We start from the raw sequence: 19587 nt of genomic DNA, 5'->3' as shown, positions 1-19587 counted from the left end.
GGATACCGAAGCTGCCCGGTGACAACGACTTTCGGGGTGCGTCGTTTCATGCCGCGGCGTGGGATAGCGAATTCGATCCGTCCGGCAAGCGCATCGCGGTGATCGGCGCCGACGCCGCCGCGGCCCATCACCTCGAGCGACTGGCCCGCACGGCGACCTCGGTCACCGTGTTCGCCCATGCGCCGCGTCGGGTGGTGGCCGACATCCCGGTCTGGTCCACCCGCGTCAAGCGCTGGCTGCGCCGCCGCACCCGGGCCGGCGCCCCACGGCCCCGGATCATGGTCGCACCGTCGGCGATCGAGGCGGTCACCGCAGCGGGCGTGCGCACCGTCGACGGCGTGGAGCACCGCGTCGACGCCATCGTCTACGGCACCGGCTTCTACATCCCCGAGGACGCCGCCGACGACGGCTTGATCGGCGCGGCAGGCCGCAGCCTCCGGACGGCCTGGCACGACGGGATGGAGCCGTTCTGCGGGGTGGCCATCCGCGGATTCCCGAACTACTTCGTCATCACCGGACCCGATCGGGACGCCCAGGCGCGCTACGTCACCGAGTGCCTGAACGTCATGGCGCGCACCGCCAGCGCCCGCATCGAGGTCCGTGCCAGCAGCCAGCAGGTGTTCAACGAGCGGGCTCAGTTGCGACCGGCCGAGCCGCCCCCGGTGGCATCCGCCTTCGACCTTTCGGCCAGCGCGCCCGCCGGCGACGACACGTACAGCGGTGCAGCCACGCTGGATATCGGCGGCACCCGCCATGCGGTACGGGTCAGTCTGACCGGCCATCTTGACCCACTCGACGGCCGCTATCACTGGCAGGGAACGGTATTCGGTTCGGCGTCCGGACCTTTGCCGGACGACCTTTTCAGGCAATCGCGGACCGGCACTCTGACCATCGGTCAGCGCAGCGCGCCGGCACGCATCGTCGAACAGACCCCGTGGGGATCGCACTCGGTCGCCGGGGTGGGCGCTCCGCCGTACGCACTGAGCAACCACTGAGCCCCATCCGGGCATCGCCGGGCGGGGCCGAAAACCGCTGCCTTTGCGCTGGTTAATGGACGTTTGTCGAACATACCGAAAAGTTTGGCTGCACTCGTGGCGTGGTAATCCCGTGGGAAGCGCGTGCTGGGCGATGGACTCCACAGCGCGCCGCGGCGGTAGAGGTGGACGCCACGGCGGGCGGGGAGGAGAGCACATGATGCCTTCACTGCGGGCTTGCGGCAAAGGTTCAGGGGGATCCCGATGGCGGCCTGCGGATTCCTCCTGCGTTGAGGCCGACGATTTGCGAAGTAGACTTTTGCCCCTGAGAGCGGATACTCAAGCAATCGGCCCGGCAGAATGCGAGGAGCGGTACATGGAACCGGACGCCAGGACCGAGCTGGGATGAGCCCGGTGGCCGTTGCGATGCGGACGGATGACGCCGTAGCCGTTCTGACCGTCGACGGTGAGCTTGATGCCGCCAACTCCACCACCGTTCGCGAGCGAATTCTCAAGGCCACCTTGGACGACGCCGCCGCCGTGATCGTCAACGTCTCCGGCCTCAAGGTGCACTCCGAATCCGCATGGTCGAGCTTCATGGGCGCGTACTGGCAGGTTGGCAGCGCGCCCCACATACCGATCGTGTTGGTCTGCACCAACCGGGCGGCCCGCGAGGCGATCGGCAATAGCGGTGTCACCCACTTCATGCCGGTCTACCCGACCGAAAAAGCGGCGATGAAGGCGCTCGGCCAAAACAGCCGCCGCCCGGTGCGCCGGGCCGATGTCCAGCTGCCCGCCGACCTGACCAGCCTGCGCGAGTCGCGGCGCATGGTCCGCGAATGGCTCACCACTTGGTCGCAGTCCAAACTCATTCCGGTGGCCCTGGTCGTGGTCAACGTTTTCGTGGAGAACGTGCTGGAGCACACCGCGAGCGTTCCGGTGGTGCGCATCGAAGCGCAAGGCACCACCGCGACCATCGCGGTATCCGACGCCAGCGAGGCGCCCGCGGTGCGGCTGCCGTCGCCATCGCAGGGCATCGACGTGTCCGGGCTGGCGATCGTCGAGGCGTTGTCGCGCGCGTGGGGCAGCACGCCCACCGCCTCCGGCAAGACGGTGTGGGCCGTCATCGGCCCCGAGAACCAGCTTTAATCCGAAACCGGCACGGGATGGTGACCCGGGCGCCGTCGCGCCCATCTGCCGGTTGTGCTGAAACTAGAACACGTTCTAATGTCGAGGGACGACCCCTCCAGGAAGGCAGATGACGTGCGGTTTACCTACGCAGAGGCGATGACGGACTTTAGGTACTACATCCCGCTGGCCAAGGCAGCCGAGGCGGCCGGCTACGACGCAATGACGATCGCCGACAGCATCGCCTATCCCTTCGAGTCCGACTCGAAGTACCCCTACACGCCGGACGGCAACCGCGAGTTCCTCGATGGCAAGGAGTTCATCGAAACCTTCGTGCTGACATCGGCTTTGGGCGCGGTGACCACGAAGCTGCGGTTCAACTTCTTCGTTCTCAAACTGCCCATCCGGCCACCGGCGTTGGTGGCCAAGCAGATCGGGTCGCTGGCCGCGATGACCGACAACCGAGTGGGTTTCGGCGTCGGCACCAGCCCGTGGCCCGAGGACTACGAGCTGCTGGGTGTCCCGTTCGCCCGGCGCGGCAAGCGGATGGACGAATGCATCGAGATCATCCAGGGCCTCACCACCGGTGAATACTTCGAATTCCACGGCGAGTTCTACGACATTCCCAAGACCAAGATGACGCCCGCTCCCACCAAGCCCGTCCCGATTCTCATCGGCGGGCATGCCGACGCGGCCCTGCGGCGCGCGGCGCGCCTCGACGGCTGGATGCACGGCGGCGGTGACCCCGAGGAGCTCGACCACCTGCTGGCGAAGCTCAAGAAATTCCGCGAAGAGGCCGGCAAGACGGGGCCGTTCGAGATCCACGTCATCTCGGCCGACGCCTACACCGCCGACGGCATCAAACGGCTCGAAGACAAGGGCGTCACCGACGTCATCGTCGGCTTCCGCATCCCCTACATCAAGGGCAAGGACACCGAGCCGCTGGACAGCAAGATCCGCAACCTGGAGATGTTCGCCGAGAACGTGATCGCGAAACTTTAGCGGCGGTCACAAGCGCGGGGCACCCGGGCGCAGTGGGCCGCCGCCATCGGGTTTAGCGGCGGTCGCAAGCGCGGGGCAGGACCTAAGCCTCACAACGCATCCCACTTCGGCGGGCGCTTCTCTCGGTGCGCCAGGGCGGCCTCGACCGGGTTGTTGGTGAAGCCGCTGAGGATCTGGGTGCGGTTCTCGATCTCGATGGCATGGCGCAAACTGGGCGCGTCGAGCGCGGCGTTGAGCCCAATCTTGGTCTGCCACACGCCATAAGCGTTGTTCTCGGCGATCGAGCGGGCCAGCTTGAGCGCGGCGGGCATCAGCTCGTCGGGCGCGACGACCTCGTGCACCAGCTTGATGCGGTAGGCCTCGGCCGCGTCGATGATGCGGCCGGTGAGCATGAGTTCGCGGGCCACGCCGGCGCCGACGATCTTCGGCAACAGGTAGCTGGTGCCCATGTCCATCGACGAGAAGCCCGCCTTGATGAACACCGAACCGAACCGGGCCTGCTCGGAGGCGACCCGGACGTCGCAGACCAACGAGAACGCCAGGCCGCCACCGACGGCGACACCGTTCACCGCACCGATCACCGGAATGTCCATCTCGTAGATCCGGGTGTACAGACCGGCCAACCGAACCTGCGCGTCGTAGTTGACCTTGAACGCCGGGGTGGTCGGCTTGTTCTGCGTCCACGGCTGGCCGGTGCCGCTCAAATCGGCGCCGGCGCAAAACCCGCGCCCGGCACCGGTCAGAATCGCCACCCGGAACTCGCCCGTGTCCAGGGCGTCGAGCGCCTCGTCGACGCCGTCGATCAACGACCCATCGATGGCGTTGAGGCGCTCGGGCCGGTTCAGGGTGATGCAGGCGATGTTGTCTTCGAGGGCTTCCAGTGTCACTGCGGGCATAGGGGAACCGTAGGCGACGTGACGTGCCTGTTCACCGGCGAGGCATACCGTGGTTCTGCCGTCACACCGAAGGAGAAGCAATGGCACGAACCGAAGGCGACAGCTGGGACCTGGCCAGCAGCGTGGGCGCCACCGCCACCATGGTGGCCGCGGCCCGCGCGGCCGCCACCAAACGTCCGCAACCGGTCATCACCGATGAGTTCGCCGAGCCGCTGGTGCGTGCCGTCGGGCTGGACGTGTTCACCAAGCTGGCGAGCGGCGAACTCGATTCGGCCGACATCGAGGAGGGCGTCGCTTTCTCGCGCATGGTGGACACCTTCGCGGCTCGGGGCCGGTTTTACGATGACTACTTCGCCGCGGCCGGCCAGGCCGGGCTGCGCCAGGTGGTGATCGTGGCATCGGGGTTGGATTCGCGCGCCTACCGGCTGCGGTGGCCGGTCGGGACGACGGTGTACGAGATCGATCAGCCGGAGGTGATCGCGTTCAAGACGGCGACGCTCGCCGGGATCGGCGCGGCCCCCACCGCCGAACTCCGCACCGTGGGCATCGATCTGCGTGAGGACTGGCCGGCGACCTTGCAGGACAACGGCTTTGACCCGGCCCAGCCGACGGCGTGGCTGGCCGAGGGAGTGCTGATCGGATTCCTTCCGCCCGAAGCAGAGGTGCGGTTGCTGGACGCCATCATTCCGTTGTCCAGCGAGGGCAGCCGGTTCGCCGCCGATTTCGGGACCGTCGCGCCGCCGACGCCGGAGGGGCAGGAGCAGGCCCGGCGCATGACCGAGGGGTGGCGACGGCACGGGCTCGAGATGGACGTCGCCGCCTTGGCCTACCCCGGAGAGCACACCGACGTCGCCGCCCACCTCGCCGCAAACGGGTGGGATACCACCACGTTTCGGCTCGCCGACCTGTTCTCCGCCGCGGGCCTGCCGGAACTGGGGCCCGCCGGACAGCAGGTCCCCGCCACCACGATCAGCTTCGTCAGGGCCGTGCGCCTCTAGCCGGTGCGGTGACTCACGCGGACCGTTTGGCCAGCCATTCGGCCTGCATCACCAGCAAGCCCATGACCTCCAATTGCGGTGTCTGCGGGTCGAGTTCGCGGTACCGCTGATAGACGTTGACGACGACGCGCTCGGCGTCCAGCCAGGTCGCGTACTCGCCGAGGTCGATGGTGTCGGCGGCCTCGGCCCACGACAAGCCGCGGCGGTAGGCGGCCTCGGCCTGTTCGGCGACGTGCACGAGATAGCCACGCACCGCACGGATTCCATCCGGATCGGTGACGGGGCCGTGGCCGGGAACCACCGTCGGCGCGTCCAGCGCGATCATCGCGTCACACGCCGCGACCCAGTTGGCGATCGGGCCCGCCCACACGATGGGCGTGCAGCCGATGAACAACAGGTCGCCGCCGAACAGCACCCCCGCGTCGGGCACGTGCACCACCGAGTCGGCGGCGGTGTGGGCGGGACCCAGATTCAGCACGTCGATTCGCCGCCCACCCACCTCGACGCACAGGTCGCGTTCGAAGGTCTGGTCGGCATTGCGCAGCGTGATGTTGCTGAAATCGAAGTGCCCGAAGCGTTCCCGCGTGTACCGCGTCGCCACCGGCCCCAGGTTGGCGGTCTGCGCCATGGCCAGCATCTCGGGGGCCATGCCGTGCTCGATCTCCTCGGCGGTGCCGCGCGCGGCGATGATGCGCACCGACGCGTCGAGCAGTTGATTGCCGTGGGTGTGGTCGCCGTTGGAGTGGGTGATCACCGCGTCGGTGATCGGCGCCGAACCGGTGATGGGCCGCATCGCGGCGAGCATCTCGCGGGTCAGCGCGAGGTCGAACAGGGTGTCCACCAACAGGGACGCATCGTCGCCGGCGATCAGTCCGGCGTTGCTCCACCCGTAGCCGCCGTCGGGCAGCGTCCACGCCCACACCCGGTCGCCGACCTGATGCAGCCCGCGGGTGTAGGGCACCCGGGCCGGCGCGCGGTTGACCCGCTGCGCGGCGGGGGCGGCGTCCGGATTGGGCCGGGCCGCCAACGCGTGGGGCGGGTTGCTCGCGCGCACGGTCTGCCGGGTCTCCCCCAGGCCCTGGACCTGAAGCGTGACGACGTCGCCGTCGTGCAGCCAACCCGGAAACCGTTCCAGCGCCGCGGGATTGAGGTGCTCGACCAGCGTGCAGGTGGGCACCGTCCCGGAGCCGATGACGTCACCGGGGTTGAGCGTGACGCCCCGCGAGGCGTAGGAGATGACCTCCCCAAAGGTCCAGTCCATCTGGGCCGTCGACCCGGTCCCGATGACAACGTCGTTGACCAGGGCGGTGACGCGCAGGTCCAGCTTGCCGGGCTGGGAGGGGTCGCGGTACGGCTCGAGTTCGTCGGGGGTCACCAGGTACGGGCCCAGCGTGACCCCGCTGTCCTTGCCCTTGCCCTGCCCGATTCCCAGCTGGCCTTCCATCTGCTGCAGGTCGCGCGCGGACCAGTCGTTGAAGATCGTGTAGCCGATGATCGCCCGTTCGGCTTGCTCGACGGTGAGATCCTTTCCGCCGGCCCCGATCACCGCGGCGATCTCCAATTCGAAGTCCTGCCAAGCGCTTCCGGGTGCCGTCGGGGCGTCATCGTAGGGGCCCAAAACGGTTGTCGGGCAAGCGAAGTAGAACGCGGGAATGCGATACCACGTGTCGGCGAGCACCTTCCCGCCACCCAGTGCGGCCTGGCAGTTGCGCATGTGGTCCAGGAAGCACAGCGAATCCCGGATCGACGGCGGACGGGGAATCGGTGCCAGCAAGCGCACGTCCGCGAGCGGGACGGTCGCCGCCGGGGCGCGCTGCGCCTCCTCCCCCGCTTGCCGCAGTCCGTCATGGCCTCGCGCGATCAGGTCGAGCAGCGTCACCCCCGGCGGCATCGCGTGGATGGTGTCACCGGAGACGACGCCCACCCGCTCGCCGCCATCACCTTGGTAGGTAACCCATTTCACTCGCGTACCACCTCACTTGCCTCCTTGTCCGGGCGCAGCCCCCGCCAACTCGATTGGCGCAACCGGTTATCCGGGGTCCACTCGCTATAGCGCACCTCACCCACCAGGACCGGCTCCACGTACGTCACGCCGCGGGCTTCGCTGCGGGGCAACGGGGGGTGGAACGGGGATTCATCGGTGTGCAGCGGCGCCAGCGTCTTCTTCAGGTTGGCCAGGTCGCGTTCGGTGAACCCGGTGCCGACGCGCCCCGCGAAGTGCAGGCCGTCGCCGGTGGGGATGCCCATCAGCAGGGAGCCGATGCCGCTGCTGCGTCCGCCTTCCCCGGCCTTCCAGCCGCCGATCACGACCTCCTGGGTGTTCCAGTGCTTGTCCTTGATCCACGACGACGAACGGCGGCCGGGCTGATAGGTGGAGTCGCGACGCTTGGCGATCACCCCCTCCCAGCCGCGCTTGCCGGAGTGCTCCAGCGCCTGCGCACCGTCTCCGGGCAGCAGTTCGGGCACGATGAGATCGCTGCCGGCGGAGAGCATTTCCAGCACCTTTCGCCGGTCCGAGTAGCGGGCCCGCAGCAGCGAGCGGCCGTCGAGGTAGAGCACGTCGAACGCCCAGAACTCGACGCGCGAGCCCCGGCCGCGGTTTTGCATCTCGTGGAAGTTCGGCACGCCCGAACCGTCCAAGACCACGGCCTCGCCATCGAGGACCACGTGGTGCTCGGCGAGATCGGTTGCCAGCGACTCCAATTCGGGGTATTCCCGGGTAACGTCGCGGCCGCGGCGCGAGCGCACCCGCAAAGCGCCGTGGTCGGCCTCGACCAACAGCCGGTAGCCGTCCCATTTGCCTTCGAACGCCCACTGACTCGCCTTGAGCGCCGTCACCGAGCCATGCGTGGCCAGCATGGGGGCGATCGTGTCGAACTCGAAAACCTTCTGGTCCTTCATCCGGTGCGCCAGCCACTGGTTACCGCTGGTTTGGATCAGGGCGTAGCGACCGGAAATCTTGCTGCCGTGCAGGTTGACGATCACCTCGCCCTTTTCGGCGGTGTCATCGAACTTTTCGGCCTCGTAGGTTCCCGAGTCCCAGATGATCACCTTCCCCGCGCCGTACTCCCCCTTGGGGATGATGCCTTCGAACCCGCCGTATTCCAACGGATGATCCTCGGTCTGGACGGCCAGGTGATTCACCGCGGTGGTGTCGGGCAGGTTCTTCGGGACGGCCCAGGACACCAGGACGCCGTCTCGTTCCAACCGGAAGTCGTAGTGCAGCCGCCGGGCGTGATGCTCTTGAATGACGAAGCTATTTCCTTGTCCGACAGTGGGTTTCGATACCGGAACCGGCTCGGGCGTTTTCGACGCGTCGCGCATGCTGCGGTATTTCGTCAACCGATCCGGGATGGGCGCATCCTCGTCCAGCTCTGCAAGCAGGTCGCCGTCGCGGGCCACCCGCTCCAGCACCTCGTCATAGCGCAGCTGGCGCAGCGACGGGTCGTCGAGTTCCTCCCAGGTGCGCGGCGCCGCGACGGTGGGGTGTTCGCGTCCGCGCAGCGAGTAGGGCGCGATGGTCGTCTTGGAGCCGTTGTTCTGACTCCAGTCCAGAAAGATCTTTCCGGCCCGCAGGCTCTTGGTCATGGTCGACGTCACCAGGTTCGGCATCGTCTTTTCCAGTTGTTGCGCAACGCGTTTGGCCAATACCGTGGCGCCCTTGCTGCTCACCGGCTCGGCAAGCGGGGTGTACAGATGCAGGCCCTTGCTGCCGCTGGTGAGCGGGTAGGTGGTCAGTCCGATCGCGGTGATCAGTTCGCGGACGGCGTGCGCCACCTCGGCCAGCTGGGCCATCGTGACGCCTTCACCGGGATCGAGGTCGAACACCAGGCGGGTCGCCGGTCCGGGCTTCAATTCTTCGGCCCGGCTGCGGGTCCACTCGGCGACGAAGCGCCACTGCGGAACGTGGACCTCCAGCGCGGCCTGTTGGGCGATCCAGGCCAGACCGGTGGGGCTGTCGATGATCGGATACGTCGTCGTTCCGGATCGATGGGTCACGCTGGCCCGCGGCAGCCAGTCGGGTGCCGATGCGGCCAATTGCTTTTCGAAGAAGGACTCTTCGTCGACCCCGTTGGGCCAGCGTTTGCGCGTGGCCGGACGGCCGGCGATATGCGGGATCATCACCTCGGCGATGCGCGTGTAGTAGTCGAAGATTTCGCCCTTGGTGGTGCCGGTGACCGGATAGAGCACCTTCTCGGCGTTGGTCAGTTTCAGCCGCGGTGCCATGTTGTCAACCTACGCGTTTCGCGCGTGTTAACCGTTTTGACCACGACTAATCGTGTCACAGCCGATTTTTTTTGTGACATGACTAACGAACGGGTTAGATCGTCGAGCCCGCGGGGGCACAGACACACAATGTTTGACGTAATCCCCTCCCCCTGGCGTCGAAACAGCGGCGTCCCCCTCAGCGATGCGACACTTCAACTGCATTCACAACGTGTCGACATCCCCACCTACGACCGGTCGGCCCTCGGACGAGGGGTCGTCCACATCGGCGCGGGCAATTTTCACCGCGCACACCAGGCCGTCTACTTCGACGACCTTGCCCGCTCGGGCATTTCGGGACGCTGGGGCGTGACCAGCGTCAGCCTGCACTCCCCCGACGTCAAGCACCTGCTGTCGGCCCAGGACGGGCTGTACACGGTGGTACAGCGCGGCCACGACCGCCAGACCGCCCGCGTCGTCGGCTCGATCGGCTCCGTGCATTACGCACCGAATGACGGGGCGGCCGTCCGCGCCGCGCTGGCAGACCCCCAAACCCGCGTCGTCAGCCTGACCATCACCGACAACGGCTACTTCCTCAATCCGGTCACCGACGAGTTCGACGCCGACCACCCCGACGTGCGCGCCGACCTCGTCTCGCCCGACAGTTTCGCGACCGCGTGGGGATATCTGGCCGAAGCCCTCGACCGGCGCCGCCGCGCCGGCGTCGCCCCGTTCACCGTGCTGTGCTGCGACAACGTTCCCGGTGATACCCAGCCGGCCAGGACCGCGCTGGTGTCGTTCGCCGCGTTGAAGGACCCCGGGCTCGCCCGCTGGATCGACACGCACGTCGCGTTCCCGTCGACCATGGTCGATCGCATCACCCCGCAGACCACCAAGTCGGAGCGCACATTCGTCGAGCAGACGTTCGGCGTGGCCGACAAATGGCCGGTGGTGACCGAGCCGCATCGCCAGTGGGTGATCGAGGATTCCTTCAGCAATGGGCGGCCGCCGCTCGACGAGGTCGGCGCCGAATTCGTCGCCGACGTCCGCGACCACAAGCTGATCAAGACCCGTCTTCTCAACGGAACCCATATCGCGCTCGCATGCCTGGCCATCCTGGCCGGCTATCAGCGCACCGACGAGGCGATGCGCGACCGCATCATCTTCGACTACGTCGAGAAGCTCCTGCGCGACGAGATTCAGCCGCTGCTGCCCGCAGTGCCCGGCATGAACACCCCGAGTACCGGGGCACCTTGTTGACTCGGCTCAGCAACCCCCGCATGAGTGACCAACTCGCGCGCCTGGCCCGGCGGGGAACCAGCAAGATCGCGACGTTCGTGCTGCCCTCGCTGCAGGAGGCCATCGCGCAGGGCAGGCCGCACACGCTGCTGACGTTGGCGGTCGCCGGATGGGCCCGGTACATGCGCGGCCACGACCTCAACGGGCGCAAGCTGCGCCTGGAAGACTCGCAGGCCATTCCGGTCGCTAGGTTGGCCAACATGGCACGCAGCAACCCGGATCCGCTCCTGGGGCACGAGATGTTCGCCGAGGTGCGCGCGGTTCCCGGGTTTTCCCAGCGCCTGGGCGCGATGATCGCCGATATCGACGTGCGCGGCGTGGTGCCCACGCTGCGCGACGCGATGCGCAATGACGAGCGGGAGTTGGTGTCGCGATGAACGGCGGGTTGACCTTTGTGCGCGCCTTCGACCCGGCGCCCATCACCACGTTGCTGTGCGACGCCGACGACAACCTGTTCGGATCGGAGAGGCCGGCGTTCGACGCCTCTACTGAGGTGACCAACCGTTTCCTGGCCAGGTTCGGCGTGACCGCGCCGCTCAGCTCCGAGGAGCTGCGCAAGCGAGCCGTCGGGAAAAACTTCCGCACCACGGCGCTGGACCTGGCGGTGCAGTGCGAAGTGCCGCTCGAGCAGACGCTGGCCCAGGGCCGTCCCGCGGCGGTGATCGCCACGGCCGGCGACCTCGCGGGCGGCCACGCGTTGTCCGCCGCCGAACTCGAACAGTGGGTGGGCGAGGAACGCGAACGGGTCACCGCGCATCTGGCCGTCACGCTGACTCCCGATCCGCAGGTGCTGGAGCCGTTGCGAGAACTCGCAACGCGCTACGCGCTGGCGGCCGTGAGCTCCAGCGCCACCAAGCGGCTGCGTGCTTGCTTCACCGCCACCGGGCTCGACGCGCTCCTCCCGGAAGCGGTGACGTTCAGCGCGGAGGACTCACTTCCGGTGCCGACGAGCAAGCCCGATCCGGCGGTATACCTGCATTGCGGCCAGGTACTGGGCGTCGCGCCCGAGCAAGGGCTGGCCATCGAGGACTCCGTGGCCGGCGTGACGTCGGCGGTCGCGGCCGGTTACGCCACCATCGGCAACCTGATGTTCGTGCCGCCCGACGAACGGGATTGCCGCCGTGAGGAATTGATCGAGGCCGGTGCGGTCGCGATAACCGATTCGTGGCGCGCTGTCGCCGATGCCGTGCTGTTATCGGCCGCGCCGAGTGGAGGTTCGGTAGCCCGGTGACGATCCGGGCGCCGACCCGGGGAGGAGTTGGCCAATGGAGGCTGGCGGAATCGATCTGAACAATGCGACGCTCCCGACGCTGCCGGTCGAGGCGCCGACCTATGACCGCCGCGCCGTGACGGTCGGCATCGCGCATATCGGCGCCGGCCATTTTCACCGCGCGCATCAGGCCGCGTACCTCAATCTGCTGTTGCAGCAGGGCCTGGCGCGCGAGTGGGGCATCTGCGGGGTGGGGGTGATGCCGGCCGATTGGACGATGCGGGATGTGCTCACCGATCAGGACGGGCTCTACACCCTGATCCTGGAAAAGCCCGACGGCAGCCGGGACGCCCACGTGATCGGCTCGATCATCGACTACCACTACGCCCCCGACGATCCGGAGCCGGCGGCCGAAGTGCTTGCGGCACCGGCCACCCGGATCATTTCGCTGACCATCACCGAGGGCGGCTATCGTGACCCGGACGGGCCCGCCTTCGCGTTGATCGTGGAGGCGCTGGACCGGCGGCGGCGGCGCGGGCTGGCCGCGCCGACGATCGTGTCGTGCGACAACATCGAGAACAACGGTGAGATCGCGCGGCGGGCCGTCCTGGCGAACGCCGAAAGCCGGGACCCCGCGCTGGCACAGTGGATCGACGAGCGGGCCCGGTTCCCGAGTTCGATGGTCGACCGGATCACCCCGGCCACGACCCTGCAGATGGCGGCGGAGGTGCGCCGCGACTTCGGCATCAACGACCGGTGGCCGGTGGTGGCCGAGCCGTTCACCGCCTGGGTGCTCGAGGATGATTTCGCCGACGGCAGGCCACCGCTGGAAAAGGCGGGCGTGCTGCTGGTCGACGATGTCGCCCCGTACGAGTTGATGAAGCTGCGACTGCTCAACGCCGGGCATCAGTGCCTGGCCTACTTCGCCCATCTGTGCGGCTTCACCTTCGTCCACGAGGCCGCGAGCGATCCGTTGTTCGCCGAATTCCTGCTCGCCTATTTCGAATCCGAGGCCATCCCGACGCTGCCCCCGGTGCCCGGAATCGACCTGCACGACTACACCCGCACGCTGGTCGAGCGGTTCTCCAACCCGGGCGTGCGCGACACCGTGGCGCGGCTGTGCGCCTACTCGTCGGATCGCATTCCGAAATGGCTGATCCCGGTGATCTGCGACAACCTGGCCAGCGACGGCCCGGTCCGGGTGGCGGCCGCGGTGGTGGCGAGCTGGGCTCGTTACGCCGAGGGCACCGACGAATGGGGCAAACCCTACGAGGTGGTGGATCAGCTGGCGGATTCGTTGATCCCGATCGCGCGCTCGCAGTACGAGAACCCCACGGCGTTCATCGAAATCGCCGCCGTGTTCGGCGATTTGGCGCACCATCCGCGCTTCGTCCAGGCGTATAACTGGGCGTTGGACTCGCTGCACCACAAGGGCGCCCGCGCGACGCTGGAGGCCTTGGTGCGATGACCCGCGCGTTGGTCATCGGCGAGTCGCTGATCGACATCGTTGACAGCGCCGAGCACGTCGGCGGCAGCCCGCTCAACGTCGCCGTCGGGCTCGCCCGGCTGGGCCGCGAGGTCGACTTCCTGACCTCCATCGCCGACGACGCATACGGCCGACGCATCGCCGACTACGTGGAATCGTCTGGCGTGCAACTGCTTTCGGATAGCGCGGCGGCGCAGCGCACGGCGACCGCGCGGTCGACGATCGCCGAAGACGGCTCGGCCGACTACGTGTTCGATCTGGACTGGCGGCTCTCCGGAACGCCGCCCGTCACGCCGCCGCTGTTCGTCCATACCGGATCGATTGCCGCCGTGCAGGATCCGGGCTGCCTGGCGGTGGCGGCGCTGATCGATGCCTACCGCGTCTCGGCCACGGTCACGTTCGATCCCAACGTGCGGCCGTCGCTGATCGCCGAGCGGGAGCAGGCCGTCGCGCGCATCGAGCACCTCATCGAACGCAGCGACATCGTCAAGGTCAGCGAGGAGGACCTGCGCTGGATCGATCCCGCGCACCCGCCCGAGCAGATCGCCCAGACCTGGCTGCGGTTGGGTCCCGCCGTCGTGGCGGTGACGATGGCCGACCGCGGCGCGGTGGCCTTCTGCGCGGCAGGGGTCGCCCGGGTGCCGACGCGCGCGGCGCGCGTGGTCGACACGGTCGGCGCCGGCGACTCCTTCATGGCCGGCCTGCTCGACGCGCTGTGGGAATCGGGATCGTTGGGCGGCGACCGGCGCGCCGCGCTGCAGGGGATCGACGTCGTCGCGCTGACGGCGGCACTCGAGGTGGCGAGCACGTGCGCGGCGCTCACCGTCGGCCGCGCGGGAGCCGACCTGCCGGATCGGGCTGCGCTGGATGCGGCTTCGCGCCGCTAGGGCGCAACCCGAGGGCGCGCAAACCCGTCGAACCGCCCAAGGTCGTAGCCCCGTCGTGCTGTTTTGCCCTGGGCCCTCCGGGCATACTGATTTGCATGCGCTCCATCTGGAAGGGTTCCATCGCGTTCGGGCTGGTGAACGTCCCGGTCAAGGTGTACAGCGCCACCCAGGACCATGACATCAAATTCCATCAGGTGCACGCCAAGGACAACGGCCGTATCCGATACCAGCGCGTGTGCGAGGTGGACGGCGAAGTCGTCGAATTCCGTGACATCGCCCGCGCCTACGAATCCGACGACGGCCAGATGGTCATCATCACCGACGACGACATCGCCACCCTGCCCGAGGAACGCAGCCGCGAGATCGAGGTGCTGGAGTTCGTGCCGGCCAGCGACGTGGACCCGATGTTGTTCGACCGCAGCTATTTCCTGGAGCCCGACTCCAAGTCGTCGAAATCCTATGTGCTGCTGGCCAAGACGCTGGCGGAGACCGAGCGGATGGCGATCGTGCATTTCACGCTGCGCAACAAGACCCGGCTGGCGGCCTTGCGGGTCAAGGACTTCGGCAAGCGCGACGTGATGGTGATCCACACGCTGTTGTGGCCCGACGAGATTCGTGACCCGGACTTTCCGATCCTGGACAAGAAGGTCGAGGTCAAGCCCGCCGAGCTCAAGATGGCGGGGCAGGTGGTTGAGTCGATGGCCGAAGAGTTCAACCCCGACCGCTACCACGACGACTACCAGGAGCAGCTGCACGAGCTCGTCCAAGCCAAACTCGAAGGCGGAGAGGCGTTTACCACCGAGGAGCAGCCGAAGGAGCTGGACGAGACCGAGGACGTCTCCGACCTGCTCGCCAAGCTGGAGGCCAGCGTCAAGGCGCGCTCGGGCAACGGCAAGGCACCGGCGAAGAAGGCTCCAGCCAAGAAGTCCGCGGCGAAGAAGGCCCCGGCGAAGAAGACGGCCGCCAAGAAGGCTCCAGCCAAGAAGGCGGCCTCGAAAGCGTCGTCGAAGTAAGCCCGGTCAGCGCCTGCGCGTGGCCAGGAAGCGGGTCAGCGCGGCGACGATGTTGATTACGGCGACCATGATGATCAGCGTCAGCGCCGCACCCCAGATCCGCAGGAAGCCCGCGTGCTCGGGGTTGGTGAGTTCGGTGTAGATCAGCAACGGCAGCGAAGCCATGTTGCCGTGGAAGATGTCGACGTTGATCGACCGGCTGTAGCCGACCAGCACCAGCACCGGCGCCGTTTCGCCGATCACCCGCGCGATGGACAGCAGGATCCCGGACACGATGCCCGGCATCGCGATCGGGAAGACGATCCGCACGATCGTCTTCCATTTGGACACACCGAGCGCGTAGCTGGCCTCACGCAGGTCGTCGGGCACCAGCCGCAGCATCTCCTCGGCGGAGCGCACCACCACCGGCAGCATCAGCAAGACCAGCGCCAGCGACACCGCGAACGAACTCTGCTGGAAACCCAGGGTGGCGATCCAGAGGCTGAAGATGAACAGCGCCGCCACGATCGAGGGCACCCCGGCGAGCACGTCGACCATGAACGTCGTCAGCCGCACCAGGCGCCCGGATCCGTATTCGACCAAAAACACCGCGGTCATCAGGCCCAGCGGCACGGCCAGCACGGCGGCCACCCCGGCCTGCACCAGCGTGCCGTACAGCGCGTGATAGACGCCGCCGGCGAACTGTTCCGGCAGCACGCCGCGCAGCGAGTGGGTCCACCACCCGGACCGCGTCACGGCGTACCAGCCGCGCTCGATGACGATCCACAACACCCAGATCAGCGGCACGAGCGCGACGCCGAACGAGCCGAGGAAGAAGAGGGTCGCGGCGTTGTTGGTGATCCGGCGCCGAAAGCTCAGCGGCCTGAACACCTCGACCTTGACCGGGCGGTCGAGCGCTTCAACGCTCATGCGCGCCGCTCTCCCGCGCGCGTCATCCGTTGACCTTGCCGCCGGCGATCGCCCGTGCGAGCGCGTTGACGACGAACGTCAAGACGAACAGCGCGAAACCCGCCGAGATATACGCTCCGGTGGGTAACGGCTCGCTGAATTCCGCGGCCGCCGAGGCGATCTTCGAGGCGAACGTGTAGCCGCCGTCGAACAGGGACCAGTTACCCGGGCGGGCGGCCGAACGCAGGATGATCAGCACCGCCACGGTCTCGCCCAGCGCCCGGCCCAACCCGAGCATCGAGGCAGCGATCACACCGCTGCGGCCGAACGGCAGCACGGTCATCCGGACCACTTCCCATTTGGTGGCGCCCAGTGCCTGGGCCGCTTCCATCTGGATGTGCGGGGTCTGCCGAAAAACCTCGCGCGAGACGGACGTGACGATCGGCAGGATCATCACCGAGAGCACCACGGCGGCGGTGAAGATGGTGCCACCGCCGGCCAACGAGACGTTGCCCTGCTTGAACAGAAAAAACCATCCGAGGTGGCGATTGAGGTACGCCGCCACCGGCTCGATACGCGGCGCGAGCACGAAAATGCCCCACAGCCCGAAGACGATCGACGGCACGGCGGCGAGCAGATCCACCACCGCCCCGAAGGGACGCGCCAGCCGCTTGGGTGCGTACTGGGTGAGGAACACGGCGATGCCCACCGCGACGGGCACGGCCAGCGCCAGCGCGCTCAGCGAACTGAGCACCGTGACCATCAGCAGGTCGCGGATGCCGAACGCGAGGTGGTGCGGGTCGCTGGTGCTGAATTTGGCACTGGTGAAGAAGTTCGCGTGGTTGACGCGCAGCGACGGGACGGCACGCAACAACAGGAACACCGCGATCAACAGGATCGCGACCACGATCGTCGAACCGGCGGCGGCGGCGGCCAACTTGAACAGCCGATCGGCCCGCCGTCCCACGTGCTCACTCAGCGCTGTGAGTGCCGGCTTCTCCGTAATCGACGGGTCGATTGCTGTTCCTCGTGTCACGACCACCTCAGGTTATGTGATCGCGTTGATCGAAGCAGACAACCTCGCTTTGAACGCGTCAGGGATCGGGATGTAGCCGTTGTCGGCCAGGCCGTTCTGTCCGGCGCCGATGGTGCTCTGCAGGAACGCCTTGACCGCGGTGCCGATCTGGGCGTCGGGATACTTCGAGCACACGATCTCGTAGGTGGCCAGCACGATCGGGTAGGAACCGGCCTGGGTCGGCTTGTAGAACGAGAGCGTGTCGAGCACCAGGTCGTTACCCTGGCCCGCGATCTTGGCGCCGGCGATCGTCTTGCCCACCGAGTCGGCGCTGATCGACACCGCGTCCGGACCGGCCGAGGTGATGATCTTGGCCATGTTCAGTTTCTGCGCCTGGGCGAACGACCACTCGTTGTAGGTGATGGACCCTTCGGTGGCCTTGATCGCCGCCGAGGTGCCGTCGTTGCCCTTGGCGCCCTCGCCGACACCGCCCTTGAAGGTCTTACCGGCGCCCTTGCCCCACGCACCGTCGGCGGCGGCGTCGAGGTACTTCTGGAAGTTGTCCGTGGTGCCGGATTCGTCGTTGCGGAATACCACGTGGATCGGCTCGGCGGGCAGCGTGACGCCGGGGTTGAGCGCCTGGATCGCGGGGTCGTTCCACGTGGTGATCGCGCCGTTGAAGATCTTGGCCGCCGTCGCGCCGTTCAGGCTCAGCGAGGTCACGCCCGCGACGTTGTAGGTGATGGCGATCGGACCGAAGACCACGGGCAGATTCAGCGCCGGCGAACCGCAACGTTGTTGCGCCGCGGCGTATTCATTCGGCGCCAACGGCGAATCCGAACCACCGAAATCCGTTTGCTTTCCGTTGAATTCGCTGATTCCCGCACCCGATCCGTTGGCCGTGTAATTCAGCGTCTGTCCGGGGCAGGCCTGCTCGAACGCGTTGACGAAGCGGGTCATCGCGTTGGCCTGAGCCGTCGAACCGCTGGCCTTGAGGGTTTTCGCCCCGCCGCAGCTCACCTTGCCCGACGCGGATCCACTGGTCGCACTCGCGCCGGTCCCGTTGTTGTCGCTTCCGCATCCGGACAGCGCCAGCGCTGCGGCGCTCAGGACACTCAGTACGGCGCCAAATCGGTTGAGTTTCAATTCGCTTCCTTACGGTAGGGATGAAACAGCATCGCCGCCGGTCCGTGACGTTGCGCCCCGGCCGGCCCGTCTCGCAGCCACGAAGCTAACAGTAACAAGGTTAACTGTGAGCAAACTGTTCGACGACCGGCGTTTAACGCGACGGTGACCGGCGTCGGCTGGGCGGGAGCCGACCTCGATGCCACCTGGAAAGCGCGCGACAGCAAAGGAAATGGTGGCTCTGGGCGGGCCCGACGAACGCCCCGTTGCCCCATCACCCGATGGCGTCGATGGCACCCGCCAGCCGGGACCTGAACGACGCCGGCACCGGGACGTATCCGTTCTCCGCCAAGCCGTTCTGCCCGCCCCCGATGGTGCTCTGCAGAAACGCCTTCACCGCCGCACCGGCCTGGGGGTCGGGGTACTTCGAACACACGATCTCGTAGGTGGCCAACACGATGGGATAGGAACCGGGCCGGGTCGGCTTGTAGAACGAGAAGGTGTCCACCACCAAGTCGTTGCCCCGGCCGGCCATGGTGGCACCGGAGATCGTCTTGCCGACCGAGTCCGCGCTGATCGACACCGGGTCCGGCCCGGCCGACGTGATGATCCTGGCCATGCTCAATCGCCGCGCGGACGCGAACGACCATTCGTTGTAGCCGATCGCGCCCTCGGTCGCCTGCACCGCCGCCGATGCGCCGCCGTTGCCGTCGGCGCCCTCCCCGACGCCACCGTTGAAGGGTTTGCCGATGCCCCGGTCCCACACCCCGCCCGACGCGGAGTCCAGGTACTTCTGGAAGTTGTCCGTGGTGCCGGACTGGTCGCTGCGGAACACGACGTGGATGGGCTCGGCGGGCAGCGTGACGCCGGGGTTCAGCGCGTGGATCGCGGGGTCGTTCCAGGCGGCGATCGCGCCCTTGAAGATCTTGGCGAGGGTGGGGGCGTCGAGGATCAGCGAGTCGACGCCCTGGACGTGGTAGGTGATGGCGATCGGTCCGAACACCACCGGGAGGTTCCACGCCGGCGAACCGCATCGCGTCTGGGCCGCAAAGTATTCGATGGGCGACAGGGGTGAATCCGAACCACCGAAATCGGTGTGACCGCCGGTGAATTCACCGATCCCCGCACCCGAACCGTTCGGGGTGTAATTGAGCGTCTGGCCCGGGCAGGCACGCTCGAACGCGTCGACGAAGCGGGTCATCGCGTTGGCCTGAGCGGTCGACCCGCTGGCCTTCACGGTCCGCTTTCCGCCGCAACTGACCTGGCCCGACGGGGTTGACCCGCTCCCCCAGGCTCGGATGCCACCGTCCCCGCAGCCCGACAACACCAGCGCACCGGCCGTCAGGACAGTCAATGCGGCACCAAATCGGTTGCGCCTCAAGTTACTTCCTCACGGTGGACACCAACCATGATCGTCACCGTGGAGCTAACCGCACCAAGGTTAACGGCGGGCGAATGGC

At 67.4% G+C, this 19587-nt stretch carries 15 protein-coding genes and 1 pseudogene; 9 read left to right on the top strand and 7 right to left on the bottom strand.

Annotated features, from left to right (window positions below):
* Positions 1 to 2: 2 nt before the first annotated feature.
* The 3 genes from AC5Y5B_RS04385 to AC5Y5B_RS04375 all read left to right on the top strand — a co-directional run bounded on the left by AC5Y5B_RS04385 (position 3) and on the right by AC5Y5B_RS04375 (position 3104).
* Positions 3 to 995, top strand: a complete 993-nt coding sequence (locus AC5Y5B_RS04385; RefSeq protein ID WP_500004734.1) for a DUF4873 domain-containing protein — start codon at positions 3 to 5, stop codon at positions 993 to 995.
* A 384-nt stretch (positions 996 to 1379) separates the two neighbouring features.
* The gene (locus tag AC5Y5B_RS04380; RefSeq protein WP_500003982.1) at positions 1380 to 2123 is read left to right on the top strand and encodes an STAS domain-containing protein; all 744 of its coding nucleotides are present in this window, start codon (positions 1380 to 1382) and stop codon (positions 2121 to 2123) included.
* 114 nt (positions 2124 to 2237) lie between these two features.
* Entirely contained in the window at positions 2238 to 3104 is an 867-nt protein-coding gene (locus tag AC5Y5B_RS04375) for an LLM class flavin-dependent oxidoreductase (RefSeq protein ID WP_066866718.1), read from the top strand.
* 89 nt (positions 3105 to 3193) lie between these two features.
* Here the strand turns inward: AC5Y5B_RS04375 and AC5Y5B_RS04370 are convergent, their stop codons facing one another.
* Entirely contained in the window at positions 3194 to 4000 is an 807-nt protein-coding gene (locus AC5Y5B_RS04370) for an enoyl-CoA hydratase/isomerase family protein (RefSeq protein WP_112632824.1), read from the bottom strand.
* Between the two features lie 80 nt (positions 4001 to 4080).
* Here AC5Y5B_RS04370 and AC5Y5B_RS04365 point away from each other — a divergent pair, with 80 nt between their 5' ends.
* Complete coding sequence (locus tag AC5Y5B_RS04365) at positions 4081 to 4998, top strand: SAM-dependent methyltransferase (RefSeq protein ID WP_500003978.1); 918 nt, start codon at positions 4081 to 4083, stop codon at positions 4996 to 4998.
* Positions 4999 to 5011: 13 nt separating this feature from the next.
* Here the strand turns inward: AC5Y5B_RS04365 and AC5Y5B_RS04360 are convergent, their stop codons facing one another.
* Entirely contained in the window at positions 5012 to 6961 is a 1950-nt protein-coding gene (locus AC5Y5B_RS04360) for a fumarylacetoacetate hydrolase family protein (protein ID WP_500003975.1), read from the bottom strand.
* Positions 6958 to 9225, bottom strand: coding sequence for an ATP-dependent DNA ligase (locus tag AC5Y5B_RS04355; RefSeq protein ID WP_500003973.1), 2268 nt, complete (start codon positions 9223 to 9225; stop codon positions 6958 to 6960). Before AC5Y5B_RS04355 ends, AC5Y5B_RS04360 begins: the two co-directional genes overlap by 4 nt.
* A 129-nt stretch (positions 9226 to 9354) precedes the next feature.
* Here AC5Y5B_RS04355 and AC5Y5B_RS04350 point away from each other — a divergent pair.
* The 5 genes and pseudogenes from AC5Y5B_RS04350 (at position 9355) to ku (ending at position 15099) form a co-directional block, all read left to right on the top strand.
* Positions 9355 to 10880: pseudogene (locus AC5Y5B_RS04350) on the top strand (mannitol dehydrogenase family protein).
* Positions 10877 to 11734 (top strand): HAD family hydrolase, encoded by an 858-nt coding sequence (locus AC5Y5B_RS04345; RefSeq protein ID WP_500003970.1) that lies wholly within the window; start codon positions 10877 to 10879, stop codon positions 11732 to 11734. Before AC5Y5B_RS04350 ends, AC5Y5B_RS04345 begins: the two are co-directional and overlap by 4 nt.
* Positions 11735 to 11768: 34 nt before the next feature.
* A complete protein-coding gene (locus AC5Y5B_RS04340; protein ID WP_500003968.1) occupies positions 11769 to 13181 on the top strand; it encodes a mannitol dehydrogenase family protein in 1413 nt (470 codons plus the stop codon).
* On the top strand, positions 13178 to 14086 hold the full coding sequence (locus AC5Y5B_RS04335; protein ID WP_500003965.1) for a carbohydrate kinase family protein: 909 nt from the start codon (positions 13178 to 13180) through the stop codon (positions 14084 to 14086). Before AC5Y5B_RS04340 ends, AC5Y5B_RS04335 begins: the two co-directional genes overlap by 4 nt.
* 95 nt (positions 14087 to 14181) lie before the next feature.
* Positions 14182 to 15099 (top strand): non-homologous end joining protein Ku, encoded by a 918-nt coding sequence (ku, locus tag AC5Y5B_RS04330; protein ID WP_500003960.1) that lies wholly within the window; start codon positions 14182 to 14184, stop codon positions 15097 to 15099.
* A gap of 6 nt (positions 15100 to 15105) precedes the next feature.
* On the opposite strand, the gene pstA is transcribed toward ku, so the two are convergent.
* The 4 genes from pstA to pstS (AC5Y5B_RS04310) form a co-directional block, all read right to left on the bottom strand.
* The gene (gene pstA / locus AC5Y5B_RS04325; protein ID WP_112632815.1) at positions 15106 to 16008 is read right to left on the bottom strand and encodes a phosphate ABC transporter permease PstA; all 903 of its coding nucleotides are present in this window, start codon (positions 16006 to 16008) and stop codon (positions 15106 to 15108) included.
* A 22-nt stretch (positions 16009 to 16030) separates the two neighbouring features.
* On the bottom strand, positions 16031 to 17005 hold the full coding sequence (gene pstC / locus AC5Y5B_RS04320; RefSeq protein ID WP_430918719.1) for a phosphate ABC transporter permease subunit PstC: 975 nt from the start codon (positions 17003 to 17005) through the stop codon (positions 16031 to 16033).
* A 30-nt stretch (positions 17006 to 17035) separates the two neighbouring features.
* Complete coding sequence (gene pstS / locus AC5Y5B_RS04315) at positions 17036 to 18148, bottom strand: phosphate ABC transporter substrate-binding protein PstS (protein WP_112632814.1); 1113 nt, start codon at positions 18146 to 18148, stop codon at positions 17036 to 17038.
* 253 nt (positions 18149 to 18401) lie between these two features.
* Positions 18402 to 19508, bottom strand: coding sequence for a phosphate ABC transporter substrate-binding protein PstS (pstS, locus tag AC5Y5B_RS04310; protein WP_500003958.1), 1107 nt, complete (start codon positions 19506 to 19508; stop codon positions 18402 to 18404).
* Positions 19509 to 19587: the final 79 nt, after the last annotated feature.

It is taken from the genome of Mycobacterium sp. NGS33 (assembly GCF_059812885.1).
The sequence above is the reverse complement of the archived record's forward strand: the minus strand, read 5'-3'. Positions and strand labels throughout refer to the sequence as shown.

Bases quoted from the DNA above. Each gene is read 5' to 3' on its own strand.
- pstA (WP_112632815.1), bottom strand. From the start codon at position 16,008: ATGAGCGTTGAAGCGCTCGACCGCCCGGTCAAGGTCGAGGTGTTCAGG.
- AC5Y5B_RS04370 (WP_112632824.1), bottom strand. From the start codon at position 4,000: ATGCCCGCAGTGACACTGGAAGCCCTCGAAGACAACATCGCCTGCATC.
- AC5Y5B_RS04355 (WP_500003973.1), bottom strand. From the start codon at position 9,225: ATGGCACCGCGGCTGAAACTGACCAACGCCGAGAAGGTGCTCTATCCG.
- ku (WP_500003960.1), top strand. From the start codon at position 14,182: ATGCGCTCCATCTGGAAGGGTTCCATCGCGTTCGGGCTGGTGAACGTC.
- AC5Y5B_RS04380 (WP_500003982.1), top strand. From the start codon at position 1,380: ATGAGCCCGGTGGCCGTTGCGATGCGGACGGATGACGCCGTAGCCGTT.
- AC5Y5B_RS04340 (WP_500003968.1), top strand. From the start codon at position 11,769: ATGGAGGCTGGCGGAATCGATCTGAACAATGCGACGCTCCCGACGCTG.
- AC5Y5B_RS04335 (WP_500003965.1), top strand. From the start codon at position 13,178: ATGACCCGCGCGTTGGTCATCGGCGAGTCGCTGATCGACATCGTTGAC.
- AC5Y5B_RS04345 (WP_500003970.1), top strand. From the start codon at position 10,877: ATGAACGGCGGGTTGACCTTTGTGCGCGCCTTCGACCCGGCGCCCATC.
- AC5Y5B_RS04365 (WP_500003978.1), top strand. From the start codon at position 4,081: ATGGCACGAACCGAAGGCGACAGCTGGGACCTGGCCAGCAGCGTGGGC.